This is a genomic window from Pseudomonas sp. WC1, assembly GCF_050586565.1.
Lineage (GTDB): Bacteria > Pseudomonadota > Gammaproteobacteria > Pseudomonadales > Pseudomonadaceae > Aquipseudomonas.
In genome coordinates this window covers 32,993-46,545 of the sequence record NZ_JBOBDQ010000048.1, presented here as the reverse complement: position 1 = coordinate 46,545, position 13,553 = coordinate 32,993, and the positions used below count along the sequence as shown (strand labels likewise).

Sequence of the window (13,553 nt, the reverse complement as noted above, 5' to 3'; positions counted from 1 at the left end):
GCTGCCGGCGTCCACCGCCAGCCCCAGCGGCGCAGCCGCATAGGTGCTCAGGTCGAGCCGGTCGAGTTCGACCCGGCGCGCTCCCGCCACTTCGGGCTGATCGCTGTGGGTCAGCAGCAGCGCCGCCCCGCTGTCGCCGACCATGAACGCCTGGCGTTCGACCGGGGCATTGCCGTCCAGCGGTACGAACACCGCCGCGCACTTGCTCACCGCCAGTTGGGCCGCCAACAGGTCGAAGGAGCGTGGCAGCAACAAGGCCACGCGATCACCGGCACGTAGGCCCTGCTCGAGCAGGTAGACGGCCAGGCGATTGGCCTGGTCATCGAGCTGGGCATAGCTCCACTGGCGTTCACCGTGGATCACCGCGAGTGCCTCTGGCGTGCTCGCGGCGTGGGCTTCGAACAGGCGGTGGGCGGCCAGGTCGCGCGGGTAGTCGCATGCCGTGGCATTGAAACGACCCAGCACGCAATCGCGTTCGACCCTGGGCAATCCATGCAGACTGTGCAGCGCGACCTGCGGGGTCTGCTCCAGCGCCGTGACCAACTGCGTCAAGGCCCACTGCAGCAAGCGGCAGACGCGCTCGCCATCGACCGACGCCACGGCCTGCACCGTCAACCGGAAATCATCCCCATAGTCATCGACGCTGACCACCAGCGGGTAGTTGCTGCGCTCCTGCGCGGCCAACAGTTCGATCCCCGGCCAGACGGGACCCTGCGCGGGCTGGCCGGCACTGTGGCGGTAGTTCAACAGACTGCTGAACAGCGCCTGCGAGGCCGGCACGCCGCTGCAGCGCTGGGCCAGGGCCAGGGAGGCCTGTTCATGGGCCAGCAGGCGCGCCAGGCGCTGATGGGTCAGGCGCACGCCTTCGGCCACACCGCCGCTGCCCACGCTGACCCGCAGCGGCAGGGTGTTGATGAACATGCCCAACGCCCGATCGGCACCCTCGCCGCCCAGCAGGCGACCGAGCAGCACGGTGCCGAACACCACCTCTTCGCGCCCGGACATCTGCGCCAGCACCTGGCCCCAGGCCTGGTGCACCAGGCTGGCGACACTGACCCCCAGCGCCCTGGCCTGCCCGCGCAGACGTGCGACCAGCGCCGGCTCCAAGGGCCAACGGCTTTCACCCACCGAATGGGTGTCGGCCATGGCCTCGCGCAGGCCGAACGCCTCGGTCGGTTCGTCGATATCGCCCAGCAACTCGCGGAACAGGGCCTCGTCGGCCTGAGGGTCCGCGCCAAGACGTGCCTGGGCCACGTAGTTGCGATACGGGATGCTGGCAGGCAGCTCTGCGGAGCCTTGCAGCAACGCCCCCACCTCGAGCATCAGTTGCTCCACGGCGGTGTGGTCGACCAGAATATGATGCAGCAGCAGGGTCGCCTCCAGCCGCCCTGCCTGGCGCTGGCTGCTCAGGCGCAGCAACGGCGCCTGGCCGAGGTCGAGCCGTGGCGTTTCGAGCGCCGGGCTCAGCAGCAGCGGCGCCTCGCGCCAGACCACCTGCACCGCCTCGTCCAGACCCTGCCAATGCAGGCTGGTGCGCAGGATGTCGTGACGGGCAATGACCTGGTTCAGCGCGGCGACGAAGGCGTCCAGTTCGGCCTGCCCAGCAAAGGCGAAACGCGCCTGCACCACATAGGGGTCGGCGCCTTCGCTGGCCAGGTGATGATAGAGAATGCCCTGCTGCAGCGGGGCCAGGCCGTAGATGTCCTGGACGTTGGCCACGCCACCGGGGATCTGCCGCACCAGCGTGTCGATGGCGTCCTGGCCGAGGTCGGCCAGGGGCAGCAGGTCCGCGGTGATCCGCGTGCAGCCTGCCGGAATACGGTTGGCCGGCACGTCGACAGCGGCCCGCCCCCCCACCGAGGCCGCCAGCGCGGCCAGCGTGGGCTGGCTGAACAGCACCCGCACATCGGCCTCCAGCGCCTGCTGACGCATGCGCTCCACCAGGCGTACCGCCAGCAGCGAATGGCCGCCCAGTTCGAAGAAGTTGTCGTCACGCCCCACGGGCCCCACACCCAGCAGGTCCACCCAGATCGCAGCCAGGGCGGTCTCGATCGGGCCCTGGGGCGCCTGGTACTGGCGCACTGGCGCTTCGGGGGTCGGCAGGGCCTTGCGGTCGACCTTGCCGTTGGGCGTCAGCGGCATGTCATCCAAGTGGATGAACAAGGCTGGCACCATGTATTCGGGCAACTGCTCCAGCAAGCGCTCGCGCAGGTATTGCGCGGCGTGATCCAGGCCGGTGTGGTAAGCCACCAGGCGCTGGCCGCTGTGCGGGTGTTCATGAACCAGCACCAGCGCCTCGCGCACGCCGTCCACGCGGTTCAGGCAGGCTTCGATCTCGCCCGGTTCGATACGCAGGCCGCGCAGCTTGACCTGGTGGTCGTTGCGGCCGAGGAACTGCAACGAACCGTCAGCGCGCTGGCGCACCAGGTCACCGCTGCGGTACAGGCGCTCGCCGCGCACAAACGGGCTGTCGATGAAGCGTTCGGCCTGTTGCCCGGCCAAGCCCAGGTAGCCACGCGCAACCCCCACGCCACCGATGTGCAGGTGCCCGGCCACGCCCCAGGGCAGCGGCTGGTCCGTGCCGTCCAGTACGTACAGGCGGGTGTTGTCGATCGGCCGGCCGATCGGCAGCGCGCCTTCCGGCACGGGCTGATCAGGCTCCAGGGTGCAGACGCTGCAATCGACCGTGGTTTCGGTGGGGCCGTAGACGTTGTGCAGGCGCACTTGCGGCAGGCGCTCGCGTACCTGGCGCACCAGGGCTTCGGTCAGCTCGCCCCCGCCGCAGACGATGTCGGTGAGGCTGCTGCACTGCGCGCTGCGCGCCTGTTCGAGGAACTGCTGCAACAGCGCCGGCACGAACTGCACCACGCTGACCCTGGACTCGATGATTCGCCGCGCCACATAGTCCGCGTCACGCTGGCCGTCCGGCCGCGCCAGCACCAGGCGCAGGCCGCTGCCCAGCGGCCAGAACAGCTCCCACACCGAGGCGTCGAAACTGATCGGAGTCTTGTGCAGCACCGCGCCGTCCGCAGTCGCGGGGCACAGCCCGGCGCTCCAGTGCACCAGGTTGACCACGCTGCGGTGCTCGACCATCACACCCTTGGGCAGGCCGGTGGAGCCGGAGGTGTAGATCACATAGGCAAGGTGGCGCGAAGTCAGCCCGGTCACCCGTGGGTCGGTCGCCGGCAGGCTTTCCCAGCCCGCCTGGTCGAGGTCTATCTGCGGCACGGCCAGCGCGCCCGGTACCTCGCGGGTGGCCGCGTGCACCAGCACGGCCAGCGGCGCGCTGTCGACGAGCATGTGGCGGATGCGCTCGGCCGGGTAGCTCGGGTCCACTGGCACATAGGCGCCACCGGCCTTGAGGATGGCCAGCAGGCCAACCACCATCGACGGGCCACGCTCGACGCAGATCGCCACCCGGTCGTCCGGGCGCACGCCCAGGGCGATCAAATGGTGGGCCAGGCGGTTGGCCTGTTCGTTGAGCTGCCGATAGGTCAGCTGTTCACCTTCCGCCTCGATGGCCACCGCCTGTGGATGCAGCAGCGCCTGGCGCTCGAACAACGCGTGCAGCGGCTGGTCGAGGTCGTGTTCTGCGGCCGTGGTGTTGCAGCCGATCAGCAGTTGATGGCGCTCCTCGGGCGTCAGCACCGGCAGCGCCAGCACGGGCAGGTCGGGGGCGCGCTCGAGTGCCTCCACCAGCCCCTCGAACACCTGCCGCAGTTGCCCGCATAGCCGCTCGGCGCCCCATTCGGCGAGGGCCTGGACCGTCAGGCGCAGGTCGACACCCAGATCGTCGACCGCCAGGTTCAAGGGGTAGTTGGTGCGCTCCTCGGTGCCGACCACATCGATGCCCGGCGCCACTGCGATCACCGCGGCGGCGTCGCCCGCCGCGCTATGCCGATAGTTGAGCATGCTGTTGAACAACGGCATCGGCGCCACCACACCGCTGCAACGCTGGGCCAGGGCCAGCGGCGCCTGTTCGTGGCCGAGCAGCGCGGTCAACTGGCGGTGAGTCAGCAACAGTGCATCCCGCACACCCTGCCCCTGCAGGTCGACCCGCAGCGGCAAGGTATTGATGAACATCCCGAGGGCGTGTTCGCCGCCCTCGCCCGCCGCCATGCGCCCCAGCAGCACGCTGCCGAACACCACCGACTCGCGCCCGGACCACGCCCCCAACAGGCGCGCCAGCCCCAGGTGCATGATGCTGGCCGGGCTGACCCCGAGCAACCGGGCCTGGGCACGCAGACGTTGGCTGAGGCCGGGCGCCAGGGTGATCCGTGCTTCCTCCATGGGCTGGCCGGCCACCTCCTGGACGCCGAAGGCCAGGGTCGGCGCATCGATATCGGCCAGCATGGCGCCAAAGAATGCTTCATGGGCCTGTTCGTCCTGGGCCTGGCGGCTTCTGGCCAACAGGTCACGGAACGGCACCGGCGCTGGCAGCCGCTCGCCATCACCTGCGAGATAGGCTTGGATCTCGCGGCGCACGATGTCCAGGCCGGTGTGGTCCATGACCGTGTGGTGGAACAGCAGCAAGCCCAGCACCCGGCCGTCGCGATCCTGGCCATGCACCAGCCGCAGCAAGGGGGCCTGGGCCAGGTCCATGCGGTAATGACGCGTGTCGAAACGGGCGCGCAATTGCTCCAGCGGCTCGTCACCGTCCAGGCTTCCGACTGCCTCGCAAGCCAGGGGCGCCTTGCGCCACACCACCTGCAGCGGCTGGTCCAGGTATTCCCAGGCCAGTGCCGTGCGCAGGATGTCATGGCGCTGGATCACCCAGTCGAGCGCCTCGGCGAACGCCTGCAGGTGCGCCGGGCTGGCAAAACGCAGCTGCGCCTGCAGCACATAGGGGTCACCCTCGGCGGCCGTGAGGTGGTGGTAGAGCATGCCTTCCTGCAGCGGCGCCAGCGGGTAGATGTCCTGCAGATTCGCCGCGCCCCCGGGCAGCGCGGCGACGATGCGGTCGATGGCGGCCTGGTCGAGCCCGGCCAGGGGCAGCATGTCGGGGGTGATGCGCAGCGCCGGGCTCAGCCAGCCATCCTCCAGGCCCGCAAGCATCTCCAGCAGCGCTGGCTTGTGCGCCGCCAATGCGTCCCACAGCGCGTCATCGAGGGTGTCGTCATCGCCCTCGACGATCAGGTCGGCCTCCTCGCGCTGGAGTCGGATCGCACGGGTGGAAAGCGCTGCCATGAGTTCGCTGAAGAGCATTGGTAAGCATCCTGCTTTTGCCAGTCGGAAATGCTCGGAACGCTAATGGATCGCGGGGGGGCGGGCTGACATGGGAAGGGGGGACAACGGCAGGAGCAGAAGGGTTCAACGCTAGTGTGGTGTTTCACAAATAACGACCATAACTCGCGGCGCTTTTTGCGCTCATGCGGCGTTGTCGCTCCTCGCCGTAGCTGGGCTACGACTCGTCGCGACGCCTTGCCTGAGCGCAAAAAACGCTCGCGATTTATTGGTCGTATTTGCAAAACACCACACTAGGGAGCCAGGCCGCTCAGGCGCCTGACTCCCCGATTGACAAAAGAGCGGGTTCAGCCAGCCAGCGCTTGCAACTCGGCCAACTCCCCTTCGGTCAAACCCACGCCCTCACGCAGTGCCACTTCACGCTCACGGTAGCGCCGTTCCCCCGGCATGCGCGTCAGCCCCGCTTCCTGCATCTGCTCCACCAGTTCGCGGCTGCGCTGGGCAAAACGATCACCTTGCGCCTTGGTGGGGTCGATCACGATCAGCAACTGCCCGGTCCATGGGGTCTTTGCTCCCGGATGCCCGGACCAGTCGAACTCCCAGGAAAAATGGCCCCCCGTCAGCGCTGCCGCCAGCAGTTCGACCATCATCGACAGCGCCGAGCCTTTGTGGCCGCCGAACGGCAGCAAGGCCCCCCCTTCGAGAATCGCCCTGGGGTCGTTGGTCGGCTGGCCGGCGGCATCCACGCCCATGCCCGGCGGCAGCTGTTCGGCGGCCCGGGCGGCAATCTGCACGTCGCCATGGGCCATGGCACTGGTGGCCATGTCGAAGACGATCGGGTCGTGCCCCGCGCAAGGCGCGGCGAAGGCGATGGGGTTGGTGCCGAACAACGGCTTGCGCGCGCCATGGGGCACCACGCAGGTCATGCTGTTGACCACGCTCAGGGCCACCAGGCCTTCATCGGCGAATGGCTCGACATCCGGCCACAGCGCGGCGAAATGGTGCGAATTATGGATCGCCAGCACCGCGATGCCGGCCGTGCGCGCCTTCTCCACCAACAGCGCGCGGGCGGCGGCCAGGGCCGGCTGGGCAAACCCACCCTTGGCATCGACCTGCACATAAGCCGGCGCCAGGTCGGTTACCTGCGGCTCGGCGCGGCCATCGACCCAACCGCTGGCGAGGGTCGAGACATAACCGGGAATACGGAACACCCCGTGGCTGTGGGCACCGTCACGCTGGGCGCTGGCGCAGTTGTGGGCGAGCGCGGCGGCCACCGCCGCGCTGCAGCCATGCCGCGCGAAGATCGACTGCAATAACGCCCGCAGTTCGGTAAAAGGCACGCGCACGACAGGGCCGGTGGAAGGTGAAGACATCTGGAGCTCCTTTCTTGGAATTGGAATCGCTACAGCGCAACTGCACAGACTTTCCCGCCAATGACAGCTATCTGTCAAATATTGACTTGATGACAGAAAACAGCCATTTTGGCTTCCACGCCAGAAATCAGCCGGAACCGACCATGAGCCAATCGATCAAGCAACGCCTGGAAAGCAGCTTGCACACTGCTGCCGCCTCGGGCCGCCAGATCGCCAGCTACATGCTCGCCAACCTCCATGAGCTGCCGTTCCAGACCTCGGCCAGCATCGCCGCCAAGCTGGGCGTGAGCGAATCGAGCGTCGGCCGCTTCTGCCGCGCCCTGGGCTATGCCCACCTCAAGGCCCTCAAGCACGACCTGCAGAACGACCTGGGCGACGGCCCGTGGCTGGCCGGCGACCGCCTGCAGGCGTTTCGCCAGCAACCCGAGGACGACCAGCGCTCAGGCAGCCTGGAGCTGGAGATGGCCGCGCTGGTGCGCGTGCACGAGTACAGCCGCGGCGAAACCTGGCAACAGGTCGCTCGGCGCCTGGCCGACAAACCCCGGGTATTCGTCGCCGGCTTTCAGACCGAGCGTGGCGTGGCCATGTGCATGAGCCACCTGCTGCAGTACCTGCGCGACGGCGTGCAACTGGTCGATGGCAGCGCCGGGCATTTCGGCGAGGTACTGCTGGGGCGCCCGCAGGACTGCGCGCTGGTGGTGTTCGAGGCGCGCCGCTATTCGCGCCACGCCCAGCAGCTGTGCCACAAGGCGCGTGCGCTGGGCATTCCGGTGACCCTGGTCACCGACACCTTCTGTGAATGGGCCGATGCCAACGCCGACGAGGTGTTCCGCATCCCCACCGAATTCAACCTGTTCTGGGAATCCACCGCGACCATGCTGTCGTGGGTGCACCTGATGGTCAACGAGGTCTGCAAGCAGCTCGGACCGGATGTTGAAAAACGCTTGGAAGCAACTGCCGCTCTACATAACGAGTTCGTCGGCTACACCTCGTGGCCGGCGGGCAAACAACAATAGCAAGAGTGCGATGACCGAGGTGCGAGATGAAAGGAACCATGGCTGTGGTGGGTGCGTGCGCCCTGCTGCTGGCGGGCCACGCCAGTGCCGAGACCCTGCGCTTTGCCACTGAAGGGGCATATCCCCCCTTCAATTACGTCGATGCCGACAACAAGCTACACGGCTTCGACATCGACATCACCCATGCCCTGTGCGAACAGATGAAGGTCGAGTGCACCCTGGTGGCCCAGGACTGGGAAGGCATCATTCCGGCGTTGATGGCGCGCAAGTACGATGCGGTGGTGGCCTCGATGATCGACACCGAGGAACGGCGCCGGAAGATCGCCTTCACCGACCACTACTACCGCACCCCACTGACCGTGGCCGTCGCCAAGGACAGCCCGATCAGCGATGCGCAGACCGACTTCAAGGGCTACACGGTCGGCGCGCAATCCGCCTCGACCCAGGCGATCTACGCCGAGGACGTATACGGCAAGGCCGGCGCGGACGTGAAGCTGTACCCGACCCTTGACGAAGCCAACGCCGACCTCGCCGCCGGGCGCCTGGACGGGGTGATCGCCGACAAGTTCCCGCTGCACGAATGGCTGAACAAGAATGGCAAGAACTGCTGCAAGATCCTCGGCGATGTCGACGGCACCAAGGCCGACGCGGCGATTGCCGTGCGCAAGGACGACCAGGCCCTGCGCACCCGGCTGAACGAGGCGCTGGCGGCGATCGTGGCCAATGGCACCTACCAGAAGATCGCGAGCAAGTATTTCGCCTTCGATATCTACCAGTAATCTCGTGGAGGCCGGCCTGCCGCGCGATGGCGGATCAGTGAACCACGCCATCGCGGGACAAGCCCGCTCCCACCGGGGCACCTGTTTCCTGGGGGTTAGCCATGCTCGATCAACTCTCCCTGCTTTCCTTCGCCAGCGGCGGCTGGGGCCAGGCGTTGCTGGCCGGCGCGCTGGTGACCGTGTCGCTAGCCCTGGCCTGCCTGCCCATCGGCCTGCCACTGGGCCTGCTGGTGGCGCTCGCCGCGCGCTCGCGCAAACGCCTGCCGCGGGCCTGGGCCACCACCTTCTCCACGGTGTTTCGCGGCCTGCCCGAACTGCTCACCCTGTTGATCATCTACTACGGCTGCCAGATCGCCGCGCAGAAGCTCCTCGCCGCGCTGGGCTATGAAGGCGAGGTGCTGATCAACACCTTCCTCGCCGCCATGGCTGCCTTCAGCCTGGTGTTCGCCGCGTTCTCCAGCGAGATCTGGCTGATGGCCTTCAAGACCCTGCCCAAGGGCCAACTGGAGGCTTGCGCGGCCCTGGGCCTGGGCAAGCGCACCGGTTTTTTCAAGGTGGTGCTGCCGCAACTGACGCGCATCGCCCTGCCGGGCCTGTCGAACAACTGGCTGAGCCTGCTCAAGGACACCTCGCTGGTCTCGACCATCTCGCTGATCGACCTGATGCGCCAGACCAACCTGGCGGTCAGCGTGACCAAGGAACCGATGCTGTTCTACGGGGTGGCCTGCCTGGTCTACCTGTTGTTCTCGGCGCTGTCGGGCAGGGTCTTTGCCCTGCTCGAGCGGCGCAGCAATCGCCACCTGCAAGGAGCCCGCCCATGAGCCTGGAGCAACTGCTGGCCTACGTGCTCGACCCGGACTTGCTGGACCGCTACGGCGCGCGTTTCGTCGATGGCCTGCTGGTCACCGCCAAGCTGGTGGCGATCTCGTTCACCCTCGGCGCGCTGCTGGGCATGCTCCTGGCGCTGGCGCGCATGTCACCCAGCCGCGTGCTGCGGCGCCTGGCGGCTGGCTACGTGTACTTCTTCCGCGGTTCACCGCTGCTGGCCCAGCTGTTCCTGCTGTACTACGGGCTGGGTTCGCTCAAGGGTTTCTGGCAGGAGCTGGGCCTCTGGTGGTTCTTCCGCGAGGCCTGGTACTGCGCCCTGCTCGCCTTCACCCTCAACACGGCGGCCTACCAGGCCGAGATCTTCCGCGCCAGCCTGATGGCGGTCGCGCCGGGCCAGTACGAGGCGGCCAAGGCACTCAACCTCAAGCGCTCGACCACCTTCTTCAAGGTGGTCCTGCCACAGTCGCTGCTGGTAGCCATAGGCCCGCTGGGCAACGAGCTGATCATGATGATCAAGGCCAGCGCCATTGCCTCGCTGGTGACGATCTACGACTTGATGGGGGTGACCAAGCTGGCCTTCTCGCGCAGCTTCGACTTCCAGATCTACCTGTGGGCGGCAGTGCTCTACCTGCTGATCGTCGAGGTGGTCCGGCGCACCTTGAAACACCTGGAAGCCCGCCTGGGCCGCCACCTGAACTGACTGAAGGAAATCTTCCATGCATTGCCAGACCATCGTCCTGGGCGCCGGCATCGTCGGCGTCAGCACCGCCCTGCATCTGCAGGCCCGCGGACGCCAGGTGATCCTCATCGACCGCGACGAGCCAGGCAGCGGCACCAGCCATGGCAACGCCGGGCTGATCGAGCGTTCCAGCGTGATCCCCTATGCCTTCCCGCGCCAGTACAGCGCCCTGCTGCGCTATGGCCTGAACCGCCAGCCCGACGTGCGCTACAGCCTTGCCCACCTGCCCAAGGCCGCACCCTGGCTGCTCAGCTACTGGCGCCAGTCCGCTCCCGGGCGCCTGGCCAAGGCCGCCGCCGACATGCTGCCGCTGGTGCAGCGCAGCGTCGAGGAACACGATGTGCTGATCGAAGCCGCCGGCCTGCAAGGGCTGGTGCAAGCCAAGGGTTGGATCGAGGTGTACCGCGACGCCGCGCTGTTCGCCCAGGCCAAGCACGACCTTCAAGGCCTGGCCCGCTACGGCCTGCGCTACGAGATCCTCGAACGCGAGCAACTGCAGGCCCGCGAGCAGCAACTGGACGGTGGGGTGATCGGTGGCATCCACTGGCTCGACCCGAAGACCGTGAGCAACCCCGGCGGCTTGACCCGTGGTTACGCCGCGCTGTTCGTCCAGCGTGGCGGGCAGTTCCTCTACGGCGATGCGCGCAGCCTGCGCCAGGTCGAGGGCGGCTGGCAGGTGGACAGCCGCCGCGGCACGCTGACCGCCGACGAGGTGGTGGCCTGCCTCGGCCCGCAGTCGGCCGACCTCTATGAACGGCTGGGCTACCACTTTCCGCTGGGGATCAAGCGCGGCTATCACATGCACTACGCGACCCGCGACGGCGCCGAACTGGGTCACTCGATCTGCGACACCCAGGGCGGCTATGTCCTGGCGCCGATGGCCCGGGGGGTGCGCCTGACCACCGGCATCGAGTTCGCCGCCAGCGATGCCCCGGCCAACGAGATCCAGCTGCGCCGCTGCGAGGCCCTGGCGCGCAAGCTGTTCCCGGCCCTGGGCGAGCGCCTGGACGACAAGCCCTGGCTGGGCCGTCGCCCCTGCCTGCCAGACATGCGCCCGGTGATCGGCCCGGCGCCGCTGCACAAGCACCTGTGGTTCAACTTCGGCCATGCCCATCATGGCCTGACGCTGGGGCCGGTCAGCGGCCGCCTGCTGGCGGAGCTGATGACCGGCGAGCGCCCCTTCACCGACCCTGCGCCCTACAGCGCCGCACGCTTCGCCTGAACCTTGAGCGGGAGAACAACAAGATGACCGCATCCTTGAGCCTTGCCAGCCTGCACCCTGCCCCCGACCCGCGCCCGGAGCTGATCCGTATCGAGGGCCTGAACAAGCATTACGGCGCGTTCCATGTGCTGCACGATATCGACCTGTCGGTGCGCGAGGGCGAACGAATCGTGCTCTGTGGCCCGTCGGGCTCGGGCAAGTCGACGCTGATCCGCTGCATCAACCGCCTGGAGATCGCCCAGCAGGGCAGCATCCGCGTGGCCGGCACCGACCTTGCCAGCACTGGCCGCCAAGCCAGCCAGGTGCGCAGCGAAATCGGCATGGTGTTCCAGCACTTCAACCTGTTCCCGCACATGAGCGTGCTCGACAACTGCCTGCTGGCACCGATGAGCGTGCGCGGCCTGTCGCGGCGGGACGCCGAGGAACGGGCGCGCTCGTACCTGAGCAAGGTCGGGATCGAAAGCCAGGCGCACAAGTACCCCAGCCAGCTCTCCGGCGGCCAGCAGCAGCGGGTGGCGATCGCCCGGGCGTTGTGCATGAAGCCGAGGATCATGCTGTTCGACGAGCCGACCTCGGCACTCGACCCGGAGATGGTGGCCGAGGTACTGGACGTGCTGGTGCAACTGGCCGGCACCGGCATGACCATGCTCTGCGTGACCCACGAGATGGGCTTTGCCCGACAGGTGGCAGAGCGGGTGTTGTTTCTCGAAGGTGGGCAGATCATTGAGGACTCTTCACCGGAAGTGTTCTTCGGGCAGCCCAGGACGGCGCGGGCACAGGCGTTTTTGAAGCAGATCCTGCATTAGTGGTTCGTGGTCCTGCGCAGATATAAGCAACCCAGTCCGCCTCCCGCAAAACAGCGATGCAATATATAAAGATTTGATCTTGATCGGTTCTTGCTCTGCTTTTGCTTCTAAGTGCGCGATAGTTCAGGCGATACCAATTGCGACTTCAGGAGGCCGAACGGAGGGCTTGCGCAGGGAGGTGACGGGCATGGATGCCCGTCAAGCGCCGATCAGGCCATGGATGGCCCGTCGGCGCGTCCTCCCGGAGCAAGCCCGGAGTGAGGGGACCCCGGAGCGAAGCGTAGGGGCCGTATGAACGGAGCCGAACGGTTTTGCCTCCTTTTCCCAAGAGAAAAGGAGGTCGCCGTAAAGGCGAAAAGGTGACTGTACGTCGACATGGTTAATGAATGCGTATATAACTTTCAAAACATACGCTGTGAAAATCCAAAATCAAAGTCAAAGTCAATCGGCATCGGTTTTTATTGTTGTAAACGCATTCATTTGCGGTGTCGACGCATACTCACCTTTTCGCCTTTACGGCGACCTTCTTTTGCACGCGGGCAAAAGAAGGCAAAAACCGCTCGCTCCATTCATCCGGCCCTCCGCTTCGCTCCGGGTCCCCTCACTCCGGCCTTGCTCCCGGGAGGACCGCGCTGAACGCCCCATCCTGGGGCGCAGCGCTTGACGGGCATCCATGCCCGTCACCTCCCTCCGCAAGACCTGCGTTCGGCCTCCTGAAGTCGCAATTTGTGTCGCCTGAACTATCGCGCGCTTAGAAGCAAGAGCAAGAGCAAGAGCAAACAGTGGATCAACCATTCGTCGATAACGGATAAAACCTGTCGAATTACCCAAAGGCCACCCGACTACGGGATGAACCCCCAAGCGTGGAGTCACGCCATGAGCCATCCCACTTCCAAACACACCGTGGCCACCCGCAGCCAGTGGCTCGCCGCCCGCCACCAGCTCTGGCTGCACGAGAAAGCCTTCACCCATCAACGCGACGAGCTTGCCGCCGCCCGCCGCGCCCTGCCCTGGGTAGCGGTGGAACAGGACTACCGTTTCCAGGGCCCGGACGGCGAGCTAAGCCTGGGCGAGCTGTTCGCCGGACGCAGCCAGTTGCTGGTCTATCACTTCATGTTCGCCGACGGCTGGCACGAAGGCTGCCCGGGCTGCTCGTTCCTGGCCGACCACTTCGACGGCGCCAACCTGCACCTGGCCCACCACGATGTTTCCCTGGTGGCGGTTTCGCGGGCGCCCTTTGCCGAGTTCCAGGCGTTCCGCCGACGCATGGGCTGGCACTTCCCATGGTTCTCCTCGCACGGCAGCCGCTTCAACCAGGATTTCGGCGTCACTGTCGCCACCGATGGCAGCGCCCAGTACAACTACGAACCCTACACCGGCGACGAAACGGAGCTGCCCGGGCTCAGCGCGTTCTACCGGGATAGCGACGGCAGCCTGTACCACACCTATTCCACCTATGCCCGCGGGCTGGACATCCTGGTCAACGCGTACAACTTCCTCGACCTGGCGCCACTTGGGCGCAACGAGGACAGGACGATGGACTGGGTGCGGCATCATGATCGCTATGAAAGTGCCAGTGACAAGCCGCATTGCTGCAAGGATTGAG

Annotated in this window: 9 protein-coding genes; 7 read left to right on the top strand and 2 right to left on the bottom strand. The window is 66.6% G+C overall.

Translation table 11 applies throughout. The annotated features are described in order from the left end of the window. On the bottom strand, positions 1-5,205 hold a 5,205-nt coding region (locus tag ACQ4OD_RS19900; protein WP_430944806.1), incomplete at its 3' end, for an amino acid adenylation domain-containing protein. Between the two features lie 326 nt (positions 5,206-5,531). Beyond that, positions 5,532-6,557 (bottom strand): Ldh family oxidoreductase, encoded by a 1,026-nt coding sequence (locus ACQ4OD_RS19895; RefSeq protein ID WP_198755849.1) that lies wholly within the window; start codon positions 6,555-6,557, stop codon positions 5,532-5,534. Positions 6,558-6,700: 143 nt separating this feature from the next. Between ACQ4OD_RS19895 and ACQ4OD_RS19890 the strand changes: the two genes are divergently transcribed. The 7 genes from ACQ4OD_RS19890 to ACQ4OD_RS19860 all read left to right on the top strand — a co-directional run bounded on the left by ACQ4OD_RS19890 (position 6,701) and on the right by ACQ4OD_RS19860 (position 13,552). Beyond that, a complete protein-coding gene (locus tag ACQ4OD_RS19890; protein ID WP_430944805.1) occupies positions 6,701-7,573 on the top strand; it encodes a MurR/RpiR family transcriptional regulator in 873 nt (290 codons plus the stop codon). 26 nt (positions 7,574-7,599) lie between these two features. Beyond that, positions 7,600-8,352 carry a transporter substrate-binding domain-containing protein gene (locus ACQ4OD_RS19885; RefSeq protein WP_430944804.1) on the top strand — a complete coding sequence of 251 codons (753 nt, stop codon included), beginning with the start codon at positions 7,600-7,602 and terminating at the stop codon, positions 8,350-8,352. Positions 8,353-8,453: 101 nt separating this feature from the next. Beyond that, positions 8,454-9,173 (top strand): ABC transporter permease, encoded by a 720-nt coding sequence (locus ACQ4OD_RS19880; protein WP_102685466.1) that lies wholly within the window; start codon positions 8,454-8,456, stop codon positions 9,171-9,173. Then, positions 9,170-9,880: an ABC transporter permease gene (locus ACQ4OD_RS19875; RefSeq protein ID WP_102685465.1), complete on the top strand. Its 711-nt coding sequence runs from the start codon at positions 9,170-9,172 to the stop codon at positions 9,878-9,880. The genes ACQ4OD_RS19880 and ACQ4OD_RS19875 overlap by 4 nt, the downstream gene beginning before the upstream one ends. 16 nt (positions 9,881-9,896) lie before the next feature. Next, positions 9,897-11,141, top strand: coding sequence for an FAD-dependent oxidoreductase (locus tag ACQ4OD_RS19870; RefSeq protein WP_430944803.1), 1,245 nt, complete (start codon positions 9,897-9,899; stop codon positions 11,139-11,141). 23 nt (positions 11,142-11,164) lie between these two features. Further along, entirely contained in the window at positions 11,165-11,947 is a 783-nt protein-coding gene (locus ACQ4OD_RS19865) for an amino acid ABC transporter ATP-binding protein (RefSeq protein WP_198755852.1), read from the top strand. An 876-nt stretch (positions 11,948-12,823) separates the two neighbouring features. Further along, a complete protein-coding gene (locus ACQ4OD_RS19860) occupies positions 12,824-13,552 on the top strand; it encodes a DUF899 domain-containing protein (protein WP_430944802.1) in 729 nt (242 codons plus the stop codon). The last annotated feature ends 1 nt before the right edge of the window (position 13,553 follow it).